This window comes from Klebsiella sp. 1SOBk10mer (assembly GCF_046602535.1).
Lineage (GTDB): Bacteria > Pseudomonadota > Gammaproteobacteria > Enterobacterales > Enterobacteriaceae > Klebsiella > Klebsiella quasipneumoniae.
The window spans coordinates 25,204-42,286 of sequence record NZ_JBKIUP010000004.1; the positions used below are offsets into that span (position 1 = coordinate 25,204).

Annotated in this window: 14 protein-coding genes and 1 pseudogene; 9 read left to right on the plus strand and 6 right to left on the minus strand. The window is 58.9% G+C overall.

From position 1 onward, the window contains the following. The first annotated feature begins 182 nt into the window (after positions 1–182). From ACLH1I_RS12495 to ACLH1I_RS12510, 4 genes are all read left to right on the plus strand, one after another. Positions 183–1,520, plus strand: coding sequence for a PTS sugar transporter subunit IIC (locus ACLH1I_RS12495; protein WP_004205429.1), 1,338 nt, complete (start codon positions 183–185; stop codon positions 1,518–1,520). Positions 1,521–1,527: 7 nt separating this feature from the next. Further along, positions 1,528–2,955 carry a glycoside hydrolase family 1 protein gene (locus tag ACLH1I_RS12500; protein ID WP_049004102.1) on the plus strand — a complete coding sequence of 476 codons (1,428 nt, stop codon included), beginning with the start codon at positions 1,528–1,530 and terminating at the stop codon, positions 2,953–2,955. Positions 2,956–3,022: 67 nt separating this feature from the next. Beyond that, on the plus strand, positions 3,023–3,796 hold the full coding sequence (locus ACLH1I_RS12505) for a GntR family transcriptional regulator (protein WP_004205433.1): 774 nt from the start codon (positions 3,023–3,025) through the stop codon (positions 3,794–3,796). Next, on the plus strand, positions 3,793–4,272 hold the full coding sequence (locus ACLH1I_RS12510; RefSeq protein ID WP_017899241.1) for a GNAT family N-acetyltransferase: 480 nt from the start codon (positions 3,793–3,795) through the stop codon (positions 4,270–4,272). The genes ACLH1I_RS12505 and ACLH1I_RS12510 overlap by 4 nt, the downstream gene beginning before the upstream one ends. On the opposite strand, the gene galR is transcribed toward ACLH1I_RS12510, so the two are convergent. Then, positions 4,233–5,249, minus strand: a complete 1,017-nt coding sequence (galR, locus tag ACLH1I_RS12515) for an HTH-type transcriptional regulator GalR (RefSeq protein ID WP_002915981.1) — start codon at positions 5,247–5,249, stop codon at positions 4,233–4,235. The two genes, ACLH1I_RS12510 and galR, sit on opposite strands and share 40 nt — an antisense overlap. Before the next feature lie 620 nt (positions 5,250–5,869). Between galR and aas the strand changes: the two genes are divergently transcribed. Together aas and lplT are read left to right on the plus strand one after the other, a co-directional pair. Continuing rightward, positions 5,870–8,029 carry a bifunctional acyl-ACP--phospholipid O-acyltransferase/long-chain-fatty-acid--ACP ligase gene (gene aas, locus ACLH1I_RS12520; RefSeq protein WP_004205437.1) on the plus strand — a complete coding sequence of 720 codons (2,160 nt, stop codon included), beginning with the start codon at positions 5,870–5,872 and terminating at the stop codon, positions 8,027–8,029. Beyond that, positions 8,022–9,215, plus strand: coding sequence for a lysophospholipid transporter LplT (gene lplT, locus ACLH1I_RS12525; RefSeq protein WP_048325629.1), 1,194 nt, complete (start codon positions 8,022–8,024; stop codon positions 9,213–9,215). Before aas ends, lplT begins: the two co-directional genes overlap by 8 nt. A 198-nt stretch (positions 9,216–9,413) precedes the next feature. On the opposite strand, the gene ACLH1I_RS12530 is transcribed toward lplT, so the two are convergent. The 5 genes and pseudogenes from ACLH1I_RS12530 to ACLH1I_RS12550 form a co-directional block, all read right to left on the minus strand. Next, the gene (locus ACLH1I_RS12530) at positions 9,414–10,454 is read right to left on the minus strand and encodes an NADP(H)-dependent aldo-keto reductase (RefSeq protein WP_048325627.1); all 1,041 of its coding nucleotides are present in this window, start codon (positions 10,452–10,454) and stop codon (positions 9,414–9,416) included. A gap of 221 nt (positions 10,455–10,675) precedes the next feature. Continuing rightward, positions 10,676–10,894, minus strand: coding sequence for a YgdI/YgdR family lipoprotein (locus ACLH1I_RS12535; RefSeq protein WP_002915974.1), 219 nt, complete (start codon positions 10,892–10,894; stop codon positions 10,676–10,678). 123 nt (positions 10,895–11,017) lie between these two features. Next, a complete protein-coding gene (locus tag ACLH1I_RS12540) occupies positions 11,018–11,731 on the minus strand; it encodes a TerC family protein (RefSeq protein WP_004205441.1) in 714 nt (237 codons plus the stop codon). A gap of 63 nt (positions 11,732–11,794) precedes the next feature. Next, a complete protein-coding gene (gene mutH, locus ACLH1I_RS12545) occupies positions 11,795–12,490 on the minus strand; it encodes a DNA mismatch repair endonuclease MutH (RefSeq protein WP_048325625.1) in 696 nt (231 codons plus the stop codon). Positions 12,491–12,578: 88 nt separating this feature from the next. Then, positions 12,579–12,719: pseudogene (locus ACLH1I_RS12550) on the minus strand (hypothetical protein); the annotation flags it as partial. A gap of 453 nt (positions 12,720–13,172) precedes the next feature. Between ACLH1I_RS12550 and rppH the strand changes: the two are divergent. From rppH to lgt, 3 genes are all read left to right on the plus strand, one after another. Then, on the plus strand, positions 13,173–13,703 hold the full coding sequence (gene rppH / locus ACLH1I_RS12555) for an RNA pyrophosphohydrolase (protein ID WP_004205443.1): 531 nt from the start codon (positions 13,173–13,175) through the stop codon (positions 13,701–13,703). 12 nt (positions 13,704–13,715) lie between these two features. Beyond that, on the plus strand, positions 13,716–15,962 hold the full coding sequence (ptsP, locus tag ACLH1I_RS12560) for a phosphoenolpyruvate--protein phosphotransferase (protein WP_004205444.1): 2,247 nt from the start codon (positions 13,716–13,718) through the stop codon (positions 15,960–15,962). Positions 15,963–16,205: 243 nt separating this feature from the next. Continuing rightward, positions 16,206–17,081 carry a prolipoprotein diacylglyceryl transferase gene (gene lgt, locus ACLH1I_RS12565; protein WP_004205445.1) on the plus strand — a complete coding sequence of 292 codons (876 nt, stop codon included), beginning with the start codon at positions 16,206–16,208 and terminating at the stop codon, positions 17,079–17,081. Positions 17,082–17,083 lie beyond the last annotated feature (2 nt).

The following is a 17,083-nucleotide window of genomic DNA, read 5'->3' on the forward strand; positions in this document are numbered from 1 at the left end:
ACTAACCAACCGGCGTTATCTGGTATGCCAATGGCTGTTTTTATCGATATTTGGGATACCACGAAGCGGGTTGCGAGCGCTGTCACAGAACAATTTTTGCCTGGCGACTATGTTTTGGTATGCCAAAAGTCTCTGGCTGTCCACCTGGCCGCAATAAGCCCTTTACTCTGAGGTACTCTTTTATGGCATTACAGGACAAACTGATCGACGCGCTGGGGCGTTTCGCGACGACATTCAACAGCTATCGCTACATTATGGCGATCAAATCGGCGTTTATTACCCTGATGCCGGTGATCATCGTCGGGGCCTTTTCGGTGCTGATCTCCAATATGGTGCTGGATCCGAAGAATGGGCTCGCCAGCTTTTCCTCACTCTCCTTTCTCGCGGCGCTGAAGCCGATCACCAGCGCGCTGAACTACGCCACGCTCAACTTCCTCAATATCGGCGCCGTGTTTCTGATCGGCATTGAGCTGGGGCGGATCAACGGCATCAAAAGCCTGTTTCCCGGCCTGCTGGCGGTGATCTGCTTTATCTGCGTCACGCCGACCACGGTGGAGATGATGGTCGATGGCCAGATGCACGTGGTGAAAGATGTCCTGCTGCGTCAGTTCTCCGATACCCGTAGCCTGTTCCTCGGAATGTTCATCGCCATTCTGTCGGTCGAGATTTACTGCTGGCTGGAGGGGCGCAAGGGACTGAAGATCAAGATGCCGGATACCGTGCCGCCGAACGTCTCTGCCTCTTTTTCCGCGCTGATCCCGGCGATCATCACCACCACCGCGATCGCCACCTTTGGTTTTCTCTTCCACCAGCTGACGGGAATGTATCTCTACGATGCGGTCTACCAGGTGGTGCAGCAGCCGCTGGAGCGGGTGGTGCAGAGCCTGCCGGGGATCCTGCTGCTGATGTTCGTCGCCCAGCTGTTCTGGGTGATCGGTATTCACGGCAACCAGATGATCAAGCCGATCCGCGAGCCGCTGCTGCTGGGGGCGATCACCGTCAATATGAGCGCCTTTGAGCAGGGGAAAGAGGTACCGAACATCATCACGATGCCCTTCTGGGATGTTTACATGAGCATCGGCGGCTCGGGGCTGACCATCGGCCTGCTGATTGCGGTGATGATCGCCACCAGGCGCAAAGAGATGAAAGAGATCGCCAAGCTGTCGATAGGCCCGGGGCTGTTCAATATTAACGAGCCGGTGATCTTCGGGATGCCGATCATGCTCAACCCGATCCTCGCCATCCCGTTTATCATCACCCCGCTGGTGACCGGCAGCATCGGCTATTTCGCCACCCTGACCGGCTTCGCCGGCAAGGCGGTGGTGATGGTGCCCTGGACCACGCCGCCGCTGATCAACGCCTGGCTGTCCACCGCCGGCTCGATGGGAGCGGTGGTGACCCAGCTTATCTGCATCGTCGTCGCGGTGCTTATCTATCTGCCTTTCGTCAAAATTGCCTCCCGCCGTGCCGATGCCGCACAGCGTCAGGCCGACAATCAACAGACCGCCAACCCTGTCTGAGGAGCCTATGACTACCGTACGGATGACCATTCCCGATGATTTTATCCTTGGCGCGGCGGCTTCCGCCTGGCAGACCGAGGGCTGGAGCGGAAAAAAACCGGGGCAGGACTCCTGGCCCGATCTCTGGTACAAAAACGACCGCCACGTCTGGCATAACGGCTATGGCCCGGCGGTGGCTACCGATTTTATTAACCGCTTTCAGGAAGACGTGCAGCTGATGAAGCTGGCCGGGCTGACCCACTACCGCACCTCGATCAACTGGTCGCGCTTTCTGATCGACTATGAAAACGTCACGGTGGATGAGGAGTATGCGGCCTATTACGACCAGCTGTTCGATGCGCTACTGGCCAACGGCATTACGCCGATGATCTGCCTTGAGCATTACGAATTACCGGGCTATCTGCTGGAAAAGTATGGCGGCTGGGGGTCGAAAAAAGTGGTTGAGCTGTTTGTGCGCTACGCGGAGCAGGTCTTTGCCCGCTACCACCTGAAGGTAACCCGCTGGTTTACCTTTAATGAGCCGATCGTGGTGCAGACCCGGGTCTATCTGGATGCCCTGCGCTGGCCCTATGAGCAGAACACCAGCACCTGGATGCAGTGGAACTACCATAAGGTGCTGGCGACCGCCTGCGTGGTGAAGCGATTTCGCGAACTCGGCTATCCCGGGACCGTTGGCTGCATCCTCAATCCGGAGGTGACCTACCCACGCTCCCGCGCCCCGCATGACCTGCGCGCGGCGGAGATCTACGATCTGTTCTACAACCGTATGTTTCTCGACCCACTGGTGCACGGGGTCTGGCCGCCGGCGCTTCTCGCGCTGCTTGAGCAGCATCAGGTGACGTGGGAGGCCAGCGCTGAGGAGCTGGCGATTATCCGCGAGCACACCGTCGATGAGCTGGGGATTAACCTTTACTATCCGCACCGGGTCAAAGCCCCGTCGCGGGCCTGGCATCCGCATACCCCGTTCCATCCAGCCTGGTATTATGAGCCGTTTGAGCTGCCCGGCCGGCGGATGAACGCCTCCCGCGGCTGGGAAATCTACCCGCAAATCATCTTTGATATGGCGATGCGGATCAAAAATGACTATCGCAACATCCCGTGGTTCGTGGCCGAGAGCGGGATGGGGGTGGAAAACGAAGGCCAGTTCCGTAACCGCGAAGGCGTCATCGATGACAGCTACCGCATTCGTTTTATCAGCGAACATCTCTGGCACACCCTGCGCGCCCGCGAGGCAGGGGCCAACTGCCAGGGCTATATGCTGTGGGCGTTTACCGACAACGTGTCGCCGATGAACGCCTTTAAAAACCGCTACGGGCTAATCGAAATCGATCTGCAAAACCATCGCGCCCGGCGGCCCAAAGCTTCGGCGCACTGGTTTCGTCAGCTCGGCGAACGGCGTGAGCTGGTGCTGGATATCGACGATGAATACCGCTAGCCGGGAGCAATCTTTGCTAAGATAGCGGCGTATTTGACTCGCAGGCATGTAACGCACAGGTGATTTTGTGGAAAAAGCGATAATTCCGCCGGAAAAGAAGCCCTATCAGGAGATTGGTGATGACCTGCGCGCCCAGATTGCGCAGGGGCGCTACCCGGTCGGGTCGCGTTTGCCGCCGGAACGCCATATTGCCGAAACCTATGGCGTCAGCCGGACCATTGTGCGCGAAGCGCTGCTGATGCTGGAGCTGCAGGGGACGGTGGATATCCGTCAAGGATCCGGGGTGTACGTCATGCGTATCCCGCATGAAAACGACAGCGAAGAAGAGCAGTTGCTCAGCAGCGACGTCGGTCCGTTTGAAATTCTCCAGGCGCGCCAGCTGCTGGAGAGCAATATCGCCGCCTTTGCCGCGAAAATGGCCACCCGCGCCGATATCGACAATCTGAAGCGGATTATCGAGCAGGAGCAGCGGGCTATCGCCCTCAACGACACCGCCCAGGATAACGCCCGCCTGTTCCATCTGGTGCTGGCCGGGGCGACGCAGAACCAGATGCTGTTAGCGACGGTGGAGCGGATCTGGCTGCAGATGGACAGCAGCCCGCTGTGGCAGCAGTTCAATGTGCATATTGCCAGCCGCGCCTGGCGGCTGAAGTGGCTCGGCGACCGGCAGACGCTGCTCGCCGCGCTGCGGCGTCGCGATGTGATGGGCGCCTGGCAGGCGATGTGGCAGCATCTGGAAAACGTCAAAAACAGTCTGCTGGAGCTGTCCGATGAAGACGCCCCGGACTTTGACGGCTATCTGTTCGATTCGGTGCCGATTTTTCAGGGGAAGCTGGTATGACGATCCTGCCGCTGTACGCCGCGCCGCAGTTCGCCCGGCAGGTGACCGACTGGCTGTGGCAGGCCTTTGGCGGCGAGGCGCTGCCGCGGGAATTTTTCGCCAGCATTGTGCAGCATAGCCAGACGGCGGAGGCGCTACCGCTGACCTTTATTGCCGTGGAAGGGGAGCAACTGCTCGGAACGATTGGCCTCTGGCGCTGCGATTTGATAAGCCGCCAGGATCTGTTTCCCTGGCTGGCGGCGCTGTACGTCGCGCCCGCCGCTCGCGGTCAGGGGCTGGCCGGACAGCTGCAGCGGCATGTGATCGATTATGCCCGCCGCGCGGGCTATCAAGAGCTTTATCTCTACTCCACCTGCCGCGATTTTTATGAACGCTTCGGCTGGCGCTACATCGGCGAGGGGCTGGATTACCCGGCCACCGCCGTGCATCTCTATCGCTACGACTTATCGCCTTCCTGCGGGGCCACCACCGAATGACGGCGCACCAGCGTCGGGCTGAACAGGTGGGTGATCTCCGGCGCCGGGCGCTGCTCCGCCAGGGCTAAGGCCAGCTCGGCCGCCTGGGTCGCCATCGTGACGATCGGGTAACGGACAGTGGTCAGCCGCGGGCGGACATAGCGCGAAATCAGGACATCGTCGAAGCCGATCAGCGAAATTTCCCGCGGGACGTCGATACCGTTGTCGTTCAGCACCCCCATCGCGCCGGCGGCCATCGAGTCGTTATAGCAGGCGACGGCGCTAAAGTGGCGGCCGCGGCCAAGCAGTTCGGTCATCGCCTGTTCGCCGCCGCTTTCATCCGGCTCGGCAAACGTGACCAGCCGGTCGTTGCACGGCAGGCCGCTCTCCTCCAGCGCCGCGTAGTACCCCTGCAGGCGATCTTCCGCATCAGAGATATCGTGGTTTGAGCACAGATAGCCGATACGCGTGTGCCCCTGCTGGATCAGATGGCGGGTTGCCAGCCAGGCGCCGTAGCGATCGTCCAGCGCCACGCAGCGGGTTTCATATCCGGGCAGGATGCGGTTGATCAGCACCATGCCGGGGATCTGTTTCATCAGCCCGGCGAGTTCCTCATCGGGGATCATTTTGGCGTGCACCACCAGCGCCGCGCAGCGGTGGCGGATCAGCTGCTCTATCGCCTGGCGCTCCTTTTGCACGTTGTGGTAGCCATTGCCAATCAGCAAAAAATTGCCGGTGCGGTAGGCCACCTGTTCTACGGCTTTGACCATCGCGCCGAAGAAGGGGTCGGAGACATCGCCCACCACCAGGCCGACGGTTTCCGTGGACTGCTGGGCCAGCGCCCGGGCGTTCGCGTTGGGGTGATAGTTGAGGGTTTCCATCGCCGCGCCCACGGACTGACGCGAGGCTTCGCTGGCTTTGGGAGAGTTGTTGATGACGCGGGAGACGGTAGCGACGGAGACTCCTGCGAGTCGGGCTACATCCTTAATTGTCGCCATACCATGCCTTTTATAGGGTAAGCGTTTACATACTGCTATGTTACGGGAAAGAGCGGCAGATTCAAGGCGCGGCGGCGAAGGAATGGCGCAAATGTGATTCAGAGCGGGCTTATCGGTGACCTGTTTACATTGACGCTATCAGTAATTGAAACCGGCTCGGGGAAATACAAACCTTTGCTTACACTTTGCGATGCGCTGTTGCGAATGTTCGCTGGTTTGTCCGCCGAGCAGGTTGATATTCTGGCTCTCCCAGAGGTATTGATAGGTGGAGTCAACGTCAAGTTGACCACTTTACTTACACCAGCCTGCGCAGATGCGCAGGTTTTTTTTTGCCCGTCGCCGGCGTTGTTACAGATAGCGAAAATCGTAATAACTGGTTGCACTTAGGCTCACTCACTTGCGTTTTCCCGCTGGCCCGAAGCGGGCGAAAAACGCGACAATCGAGATCCCAGAGGTATTGATAGGTGAGTTTCTCAGGTACGCTCTTCGTACTGGACGTCTTACACCAGCCTGCGCGGATGCGCAGGTTTTTTTTATTCTGAAAATCCCCCCGCCGCACTGCTTTCCCACGCCTTCTCGTGTAACCTGCTTTGACTCATTACCGGTCACATGGAGTTGTTATGCTATTGGGATTTTTCAGACTGCTGTTCAAGGGGTTATACCGGGTCAGACTGACCGGCGACACGCAGGCTTTGCACCAGCAAAAAGTCTTAATTACCCCGAACCACGTCTCTTTCCTCGACGGCATTCTGCTGGCGTTGTTTTTGCCGGTCCGACCGGTTTTTGCCGTCTATACCTCAATCAGCCAGCGCTGGTTTATGCGCGCGCTGACGCCGATTATCGATTTTGTGCCGCTGGACCCGACCAAGCCGATGTCGATCAAACATCTGGTGCGCCTGATCGAACAGGGGCGGCCGGTGGTCATCTTCCCGGAAGGGCGAATCTCGGTCAGCGGCTCGCTGATGAAAATTTATGACGGCGCCGCCTTTGTCGCCGCCAAATCGCAGGCGACCATCGTGCCGCTGCGCATTGAAGGCGCTGAACTGACGCCCTTCAGCCGGCTGAAGGGGCTGGTAAAGCGTCGCCTGTTCCCGCGGATTCAGCTGCACCTGCTGCCGCCTACCCATCTGCCGATGCCCGAGGCGCCGCGCGCCCGCGACCGGCGCAAAATCGCCGGGGAAATGCTGCATCAGATCATGATGGAGGCCCGGATGGCGGTGCGCCCGCGGGAAACCCTGTATGAGTCGCTGCTGGCGGCGCAAGACCGCTTCGGCGCGCGCAAACCCTGCGTGGAGGATATCAACTTCCAGCCGGATACCTATCGCAAGCTGCTGACCAAAACCCTGTTTGTCGCCCGCATTCTGGAAAAATACAGTCAGCAGGGCGAGAAGATCGGCCTGATGCTACCCAACGCCGGCATCAGCGCGGCGGTGATTTTCGGCGCGATCGCCCGCGGGCGCATTCCGGCGATGATGAACTATACCGCCGGGGTGAAAGGACTCAGCAGCGCCATCGCCGCCGCGGAACTCAAGACCATTTTTACCTCGCGCACCTTCCTCGATAAAGGCAAGCTCTGGCACCTGCCGGAGCAGTTGACCCAGGTGCGTTGGGTGTTCCTGGAAGATCTCAAAGGCGATATCACCCCCGCAGACAAACTGTGGATTTTCGGCCATCTGCTGGCGCCGCGTCTGGCGCAGGTTAAGCAGCAGCCGGAAGACGCGGCGATGATCCTCTTCACCTCCGGCTCGGAGGGCAACCCGAAAGGGGTGGTGCACAGCCATAAAAGCCTGCTGGCCAACGTCGAGCAGATCAAAACCATCGCCGACTTTACCGCTAACGACCGCTTTATGTCGGCGCTGCCGCTGTTCCACTCTTTTGGCCTCACCGTCGGCCTGCTGACGCCGCTGCTTACCGGCGCGGAGGTGTTTCTCTATCCCAGCCCGCTGCACTATCGCGTGGTGCCGGAGCTGGTCTACGATCGCAACTGCACGGTGCTGTTCGGCACCTCGACCTTCCTCGCCAACTATGCTCGCTTCGCTAACCCCTATGATTTCTATCGTCTCCGCTACGTGGTCGCCGGGGCGGAGAAGCTGCAGGAGAGCACCAAACAGCTGTGGCAGGATAAATTCGGCCTGCGTATTCTCGAAGGCTACGGTGTGACCGAGTGCGCCCCGGTGGTCTCGATCAACGTGCCCATGGCGGCGAAGGTCGGCACCGTGGGGCGGATTCTGCCGGGGATGGACGCCCGCCTGCTGGCGATGCCTGGCATTGAGCAGGGGGGACGACTGCAGCTGAAAGGGCCGAACATTATGAAAGGCTACCTGCGGGTGGAAAATCCCGGGGTGCTGGAAGCGCCGACGGCGGAAAATCAGCACGGTGAAAAGGAAGCGGGTTGGTATGACACCGGCGATATCGTGACTTTCGATGAGCAGGGCTATGTCCGCATCCAGGGCCGTGCGAAGCGCTTCGCCAAAATCGCTGGCGAAATGATCTCTCTTGAGATGGTGGAGCAGGTGGCCCTCGGCGCGTCGCCGGACAAAATGCACGCCACGGCGATTAAACAGGACGCCAGCAAAGGCGAGGCGCTGGTGCTGTTTACCACCGATAATGAACTGACTCGCGAAGCCCTGCTGCGCTACGCTCGCCAGCACGGCGTACCGGAGCTGGCGGTGCCGCGCGATATACGCTGGCTGAAACAGCTGCCGGTGCTCGGCAGCGGCAAGCCAGACTATGTCACCCTGAAAAATATGGTCGACGAGGCGGAAACAACCCATGAGTGAGTCAGTGCATACTAACCCGTCGCTGTATTCGAAAGGGATGATGGCGGTGATCTGCGCCCAGTTCCTGTCGGCCTTCGGCGACAATGCGCTTCTCTTCGCCACCCTGGCGCTGATGAAGCAGCTCTATTATCCGGAGTGGAGCCAGCCGGTCCTGCAGATGTTGTTTGTGGGCGCTTACATCCTTTTTGCCCCCTTTGTCGGCCAGTTCGCCGACAGCTTTGCCAAAGGCCGGGTAATGATGGTGGCCAACGGCCTGAAGCTGCTTGGCGCCGGCTGTGTCTGCTTCGGCGTGAATCCGTTTATCGGCTATACGCTGGTGGGGATTGGCGCCGCCGCCTATTCGCCGGCCAAGTATGGCATTCTCGGCGAACTGACCACCGGCGATAAGTTAGTGAAGGCTAACGGACTGATGGAGTCCTCGACCATCGCGGCGATCCTGCTGGGCTCCATGGCCGGCGGGATCCTCGCCGACTGGCACGTGCTGGCGGCGCTGATCGTCTGCGCGCTGGTCTACGGTGGGGCGGTGGTGGCTAACCTGTGGATACCCAGGCTGCCGGCGGCGCGTCCGGGGCAGTCATGGCGTTTCAAGCCGATGACGCACAGCTTCTTCAGCGCCTGCCGCACGCTGTGGCGCAACGGCGAAACCCGCTTTTCGCTGATGGGCACCAGCCTGTTCTGGGGCGCTGGCGTGACCCTGCGCTTCCTGCTGGTGATCTGGGTGCCGGTGGCGCTGGGCATTACCAGCAACGCCATGCCTACCTATCTTAATGCGATGGTGGCGGTGGGGATTGTGCTGGGTGCCGGGGCGGCGGCGAAGCTGGTGACCCTGGAGACGGTGTCGCGCTGTATGCCGGCCGGGATTTTGATCGGTATCGCGGTGATAGCCTTTGCCGTGCAGCAGTCGCTGCTGCCGGCGTTCGGTCTGTTGCTGCTGCTCGGGGTGTTCGGCGGCTTCTTTATCGTGCCGTTGAATGCGCTGCTGCAGGAGCGCGGGAAACATTCGGTCGGGGCGGGTAACGCCATTGCGGTACAGAACCTGGGCGAAAACGTGGCGATGCTGCTGATGCTGGGGCTCTATTCTCTGGCGGTAAGTGTGGGCGTGCCGCCGGTCGCTGTGGGAATAGGCTTTGGCGCGGTGTTTGCTGTGGCCATCGCCGCGCTGTGGGTCTGGGGGCGGCGTAAATAACTTCTCGTCGCGGTTGACTTGAAATCGTCGCCCCTGCCAGGCGCGCGGCAGAGAGAAGCCCCCGGGTTGCGGCTTGCGCCTGATCCGGGCTACCGCGGCTACTGAGGCGGCTACCCGTCCTGGGTAGCGTAGGCCCGGTAAGGCGTAGCCGCCACCGGGCAACAACGCGACGCCAGAAGCTGGCGTCGACAGGTCGTGCTACGGTGCCGGGTAGGTATAAACCTGATGCACCGCTTCAATCTCCGCTAATACCTCTTCGCTCAGCTCAAGCTGCAAACTTTCCACGTTGGCCTGCAGCTGCGCCATGGTCGTCGCCCCCAGCAGGGTGCTGGCGACAAACGGCTGCCGACGCACAAAGGCCAGCGCCATTTGCGCCGGATCGAGGCCGTGATGTCGGGCGATATCCACATAGGCCGCCACCGCTTTCTGCGACTGCTCGCCGCTGTAGCGCGTAAAGCGGCTGAACAGCGTATTGCGCGCCCCCGCCGGCTTCGCGCCGTTGAGGTACTTCCCGGTCAGGGTGCCGAAAGCCAGGCAGGAGTAGGCCAGCAGCTCCACGCCTTCGAACTGGCTCACTTCCGCGAGGCCGACTTCAAAGCTGCGGTTCAGCAGGCTGTAGGGGTTCTGAATGGTCACGATCCGCGGCAGGTCGTGCTTATCCGCCAGGTGCAGATAACGCATCACGCCGAAGGCGGTTTCATTCGATACGCCGATGTAGCGGATCTTGCCGGCGCGCTGGAACTCGGTCAGCGCTTCGAGGGTATCCAGCAGCGTCACCGCAGGGGCGGCGTCGGCCCAGGTGTAGCCCAGTTTGCCAAAGCAGTTGGTGGGGCGCTGCGGCCAGTGTACCTGGTACAGGTCGAGATAATCGGTCTGCAGACGCTTCAGGCTGGCGTGCAGCGCCTCGCGGATATTTTTCCGGTCCAGGACGTGGTTTGGTCGAATACTGCTGTCGTTATTGCGCGCGGGCCCGCTGACCTTCGAGGCGAGCACCAGCTTTTCGCGATTGCCGCGTTTCGCCAGCCAGTTGCCGACGTAGGTTTCGGTCAGCCCTTGGGTCTCCGGGCGCGGCGGGACAGGGTACATTTCGGCGACATCGATCAGATTGATGCCGTTGGCGACCGCATAGTCGAGCTGCTGATGGGCATCGGCTTCGCTGTTCTGCTCGCCAAAGGTCATGGTTCCCAGCCCGAGGGTGCTGATTTCAAGTGAACTGTGTGGGATACGGTGATACTGCATAGCCAGCTTCCTTTTTATTTATAAGGTCAGGCATTCCCCGACAAAGGAGTATCAACATGGCAGAGGGTGAGAAAAAGAGGAAGTAAAAAAATCAAAAAAGCCGGGTGACGAGGAGGAGCGGTGGGTGAAACCCGCGGTATCCTGGTGTGTCCCGACTCTTCTCAGGAGACTGGTTGTCGGTAAGCGCAGCGTCAACAGAGGCTGGGGCCGACGGGGAAAAATTAACGCTTAATGATTTGTGAAACGTCGTCACGATTGATCTGCATTTTATTACCCTGCTGATCTTCGTAGCTGATAAGACCGGTATCGTCATCCACGGTAGGTTTACCGTCGGTCAGGATCATGCGCCCATCTTTGGTCGCCATGACGTAATCGCTGCTGCAACCGGAAACCGAGAACGCCAGTCCTACGGCGGAAATCAATACTGCCCATTTTTTCATCGTCATCACCTCTTGAGTAGCTGCACCCCATACCCGTCTATTAATAGCCTGATTTGTGAGACATAAAAAGCAGTAAAGTCTGAAAAAGGGTTGCAGCCTGTGACCAGGCTGCAATTTTGTGGTTTACAGCGGGTTTTTCTTATTGCGCAGCAGGTTAAGGCTCTCAACGGCAATAGAGAAGAACATGGCGAAGTAGATGTATCCCTTCGGCACATGGACGTCGAAACTTTCCAGCATTAGGGTAAAGCCGACGAGGATCAGGAACGACAGCGCCAGCATTTTCACCGACGGATGACGGTCAACGAAATCGCCGATAGGTCGTGCGGCGAACATCATTACCCCCACCGCAATCACGACCGCCGCCATCATAATAAACAGATGGTCCGACAGACCGACGGCGGTGATCACCGAGTCGAGGCTAAAGATGATGTCCAGCAGCATGATCTGCACGATGGCGCCGAGGAAGGAGTGAACGTTAGTTTTCAGCCCCTCCTCTTCACCTTCGATAGACTCATGGATCTCTTTACTGGCTTTCCAGATAAGGAACAGTCCGCCTAACAGCAAGATCAGATCGCGAAACGAAATCTCCTGACCGAGGACGGTGAAGAGCGGGTTGGTCAGCTTAACGACCCAGGCGATAGAGGCCAGCAGCGCCAGGCGCATGACCATCGCCCCCATTAAACCGATCCGTCGCGCGTGAGCGCGCTGGGCGGTGGGGAGCTTGGCCACGACCAGAGAGAGAAAAATAATATTATCGATCCCGAGCACGATCTCCAGCAGCGTCAAGGTGCCCAGCGCCAGCCAGGCGTTAGGATCGGTTATCCATGCAAATAACATTGTTCAAAGTCCTGCAAAATAGAAAGCAGCAATTATATGCACGCCCCAACGCAGAACAAAAAATTAATCGTGTTGTAACAAGAAATGGCGGGCGAGCAGGGCGGCGGTGAAATTCTTTTTCAGGTAGAAACCGCGCGGCAGGGTGAGGATCGTCTCCCCGCGGGTGCCGATGGCTTCGGTCAACGCCTTGCTGTTGGCCGCTTTCGGTCTTAACTGCAGCACCTCGCCGTGGCGGGCGGTAATGCGCTCCACCTCACCGAGGACAATAAGATCCATCAGCTCTTCCCAGTCCATGCGCAGCTGGCGCTCCTCTTCTTCGTTCGGACTCCACAGCAGCGGTGCGCCGACGCGCCGCGCCGCCAGAGGAATGGTGCGCTCTCCTTCCACCGGGATCCACAGGACGCGCTGCAGCTTATGCCGCACATGGCTGCTCTCCCAGGTGACGCCGCTATTGCCGGTTAACGGAGCGACGCAGACAAAGGTGGTCTCCAGCGGACGACCCCGGCTGTCGATAGGGATCGTTTTGAGCTCCACCCCCAGCGCGGCGAAATCCTGTTCAGGTTTACTGCCCGCGCTGGCCCCCAGCCACAGCTCAAGCAGGATGCCCGTCCAGCCTTTATCACGCTTCAGGTCGCGGGGAATGGGGATCCCGGCCAGCGCCGCCAGCTCGCCCAGCGTATAGCCGGCCAGCTGTCGGGCCTGGGCCAACAGCTGTTCCTGACTTTGCGGCGGAGAGGAGAGAGGAGCGATAGCGGGCATAGGGCGACACCTTTGGCTAAAAAATGAGCGCTAATTTTGCGCGTTGTGGATAGAGTTTACCGTTTTCTGAGTAACTATACCAATCCCATGATTTATATGCCTTTTTAAGGTCATTGCGCTGCAGGTGAAAACCATGAAAACAGGTTTTCCAGAACTGGTCACTGACAATAAACAGGATCTTACACCATGTTATCCACAGAAAAGTGGGATAACTGGGGAAAAGCCCCACTACTGGTTCGATTTACAGCCTTGACGTGCGACGAAAATCGAATTTTTAGAGAAAATCTGCCCGCGACCTGCGCGTAATCTGTGGATAAAATCGACATTGTTCGATCTTTCATCAGTCGGCGGATCGTATGTGTGATGATCGTCACGTTATGCTGTAATAAGTGAAAGGAATATATTCTAACTTAATGAATATGCTATCATTATTATAAGGTGTTAGCGGTGCGATGTTCAGATTACTCCGGGTTTTCCCGGGTTAATTCCGTACTTCTTCACAACTCTATCCACAGAAAAAGTGAATAAAATCGGCCGTCGGGCGCTTTTGCTGTTTATAACTCTGGCAATTACTGTGAGTTATTCAAATGTTATCCGTTCTCAGTGTGCGAACAGAGTGGTTTACCGTTTCCGACGAGTGTGAAACAATCATTCACATTGAAGCTTATCTTGAGGTAGTCCGGTGATTGATGACGATGGCTACCGCCCAAATGTCGGTATTGTAATCTGTAATCGTCAGGGCCAGGTCATGTGGGCCCGACGCTATGGTCAGCACTCGTGGCAGTTCCCGCAAGGGGGCATAAATCCAGGAGAATCCGCAGAGCAGGCGATGTATCGGGAATTGTTTGAAGAGGTCGGGTTAAGCCGTAAAGATGTGCGGATCCTGGCCTCAACCCGTAACTGGCTGCGTTACAAGTTGCCTAAACGTTTGGTGCGTTGGGACACAAAGCCGGTTTGTATCGGCCAGAAACAAAAGTGGTTTCTTTTGCAGTTGATCGGTAACGACGCGGACATCAATATGCAAACCAGCAGCACGCCTGAATTTGATGGCTGGCGCTGGGTGAGTTACTGGTACCCGGTTCGTCAGGTGGTGTCGTTCAAACGCGACGTCTACCGCCGGGTGATGAAAGAGTTCGCCAGCGTAACCATGTCGCTGGCGGAGAGCGCCCCTAAGCCGCAAAGCGCGCCTGCTTATCGACGTAAAAGAGGTTAAGCCACGCACATTATGCTCACTCGGTTGCGAGAAATAGTCGAGAAGGTCGCGAGTGCGCCGCGTTTAAACGAGGCGCTGGATATTCTGGTGACAGATGTCTGCCAGGCGATGGAGACGGAAGTCTGCTCGGTTTACCTGGCTGACAATGACCGACGCTGCTATTACCTGATGGCCACCCGCGGGTTAAAAAAACCTCGCGGGCGCACCGTTGCGCTGGCATTCGATGAAGGCCTGGTGGGGCTGGTTGGCCGCCTGGCGGAGCCCATCAACCTCGCCGATGCGCAAAAACACCCCAGCTTCAAGTATATCCCCGCCGTCAAAGAGGACCGCTTCCGCGCCTTCCTTGGCGTGCCGATCATCCAGCGCCGCCAGCTGTTGGGCGTGCTGGTGGTCCAGCAGCGTGAGCTGCGCCAGTTTGATGAAAGCGAGGAGTCTTTCCTCGTCACCCTCGCCACCCAGATGGCGGCGATCCTCTCCCAGTCCCAGCTGAACGCCCTGTTTGGCCAGTATCGTCAGACGCGCATTCGCGCGCTGCCGGCCTCTTCCGGGGTGGCGATCGCCGAGGGCTGGATGGACGTCAGCCTGCCGCTGATGGAACAGGTGTATGAAGCCTCGACGCTGGATACCGCCTCGGAACGTGAACGCCTGACCGGCGCGCTGGAAGAAGCGGCCAACGAGTTTCGTCGCTACAGCAAACGCTACGCCGCCGGCGCGCAAAAAGAGACGGCGGCGATCTTCGATCTCTACTCGCACCTGCTCTCCGACGCCCGCCTGCGTCGCGAGCTCTTTGCCGAAGTCGACAAAGGCGCCGTCGCCGAGTGGGCGGTCAAAAAGATCATTGAGAAGTTCGCCGAACAGTTTGCCGCGTTGAGCGACGGCTATCTGAAAGAGCGGGCCGGCGACCTGCGCACGCTGGGTCAGCGTCTGCTGTTCCATCTCGACGACAGTATTCAGGGCCCCAACACCTGGCCGGCGCGCATTATCCTCGTGGCGGACGAGCTGTCGGCCACCACCCTCGCCGAAGTACCGCAGGATCGCCTGGCCGGCGTGGTAGTGCGCGATGGCGCCGCCAACTCCCATGCCGCCATTATGGTGCGGGCCCTTGGCATCCCAACGGTGATGGGCGCCGATATTCAGCCCTCGCTGTTGCATGGCCATACGCTGATTGTCGATGGCTATCGCGGTGAGCTGCTGGTGGATCCTGAACCTGTTCTGTTACAGGAATATCAGCGCCTTATCAGTGAAGAGAACGAGCTCAGCCGCCTGGCGGAGGACGATCTCCAGCGTGCGTCGGAGTTGAAAAGCGGCGAGCGGGTAAAAGTCATGCTCAACGCCGGCTTAAGCCCGGAGCACGAAGAGAAGCTCGGCAGTTTTGTGGACGGCATTGGTCTGTACCGTACCGAAATTCCCTTTATGCTGCAGAGCGGCTTCCCCTCTGAAGAGGAGCAGGTCGCCCAGTATCAGGGCATGCTGCAGATGTTTAACAGCAAACCGGTGACCCTGCGTACCCTGGACATCGGCGCGGATAAACAGCTGCCGTACATGCCGATCAGTGAAGAGAACCCATGCCTCGGCTGGCGCGGGATCCGCATCACCCTCGATCAGCCGGAGATCTTTTTGATCCAGGTGCGGGCGATGCTGCGCGCCAACGCCGCCACCGGCAACCTCAGCATTTTGCTGCCGATGGTGACCAGTCTGGAAGAGGTCGATGAGGCCCGCCGACTGATCGACCGCGCCAGTCGGGAAGTGGAAGAGATGATCGGCTACGCCATCCCGCGTCCGCGTCTGGGGGTGATGCTGGAGGTGCCGTCGATGGTCTTTATGCTGCCGCAGCTGGCCAGCCGGATCGATTTTATCTCAGTAGGAACGAACGACCTGACCCAGTACCTGCTGGCCGTCGACCGTAACAATACCCGGGTCGCCAGCATGTATGACAGCCTGCATCCTGCGGTATTGCGGGCGCTGGCGATGATCGCTCATGACGCGGAGCGCTTTGGCATCGATCTGCGACTGTGCGGCGAGATGGCAGGCGACCCGATGTGCGTGACGATCCTTGTCGGTCTCGGTTATCGCCACCTGTCGATGAACGGCCGCTCGGTGGCGAGGGTGAAATATCTGCTGCGCCGCATCGATATCGAAGAGGCGCAGGAGCTGTCGCGTCGCAGCCTCGAAGCCCAAATGACCGCCGAGGTGCGCCACCAGGTGGCGGCCTTTATGGAGCGTCGCGGTCTCGGCGGCCTGATCCGCGGCGGGCGGTAGCGATAGCCCGGGTGAGGCGTAAGCCGTAACCCGGGAATCCTCTGTTCACACCATCCGGCAAAACACAGCACAGCCGGTGAAACGGCTTCTGTTAGCATCCGTATACATATCTTTTACACGCCGGCGCGGATCGCACTCCTGGCTTATGCTATGATTCGCCTCCTTCGGCGTGCCCGTTTTAATCGGGCATGGATCATCACCGCTGTCCACTTTCGGCGGAATAACAAGTCTTTATGGTGACAGATGAATAGTGGCTACCTGCATTTTCCGGAGTTCGATCCGGTCATTTTTTCTCTAGGCCCGGTCTCCCTCCACTGGTACGGTTTGATGTACCTGGTGGGCTTTGTCTTTGCGATGTGGCTGGCCACCCGTCGGGCGAATCGTCCGGGCAGCGGCTGGACGAAAAATGAAGTGGAAAATCTGCTTTACGCGGGCTTCCTCGGCGTCTTTCTGGGCGGCCGTATCGGTTATGTGCTGTTCTACAACCTGCCGGTATTTCTTGCCGATCCGTTGTATCTGTTCCGCGTCTGGGACGGCGGCATGTCGTTCCACGGCGGCCTGATCGGCGTGATCCTGGTGATGATTATCTTCGCCAGACGCACCAAACGCACCTTCTTCCAGGTCTCCGATTTTATCGCGCCGCTGATCCCGTTTGGCCTTGGCGCCGGGCGTCTGGGCAACTTTATCAACGGCGAGCTGTGGGGCCGAGTGGACCCGAGCTTCCACTACACGATGATTTTCCCGGGCTCCCGTGCCGAAGACCTGGCGCTGCTGCCGACCCATCCGGAATGGCAATCGCTGTTTGATACCTACGGCGCGCTGCCGCGCCACGCGTCGCAGCTGTACGAGCTGGCGCTGGAAGGCGTGGTGCTGTTCCTGATCCTGAACCTGTTTATCCGTAAACCGCGCCCGACCGGTTCCGTTTCCGGCCTGTTCCTGATTGGCTACGGCCTGTTCCGCATTATCGTGGAATTCTTCCGCCAGCCCGACGCCCAGTTCACCGGCGGCTGGGTGCAGTACATCAGCATGGGGCAGATTCTTTCGATCCCGATGGTGCTTGCGGGTATCATCATGATGGTTTGGGCTTACCGCCACCGTCCGCAGCAACTGAATTCTTGAGG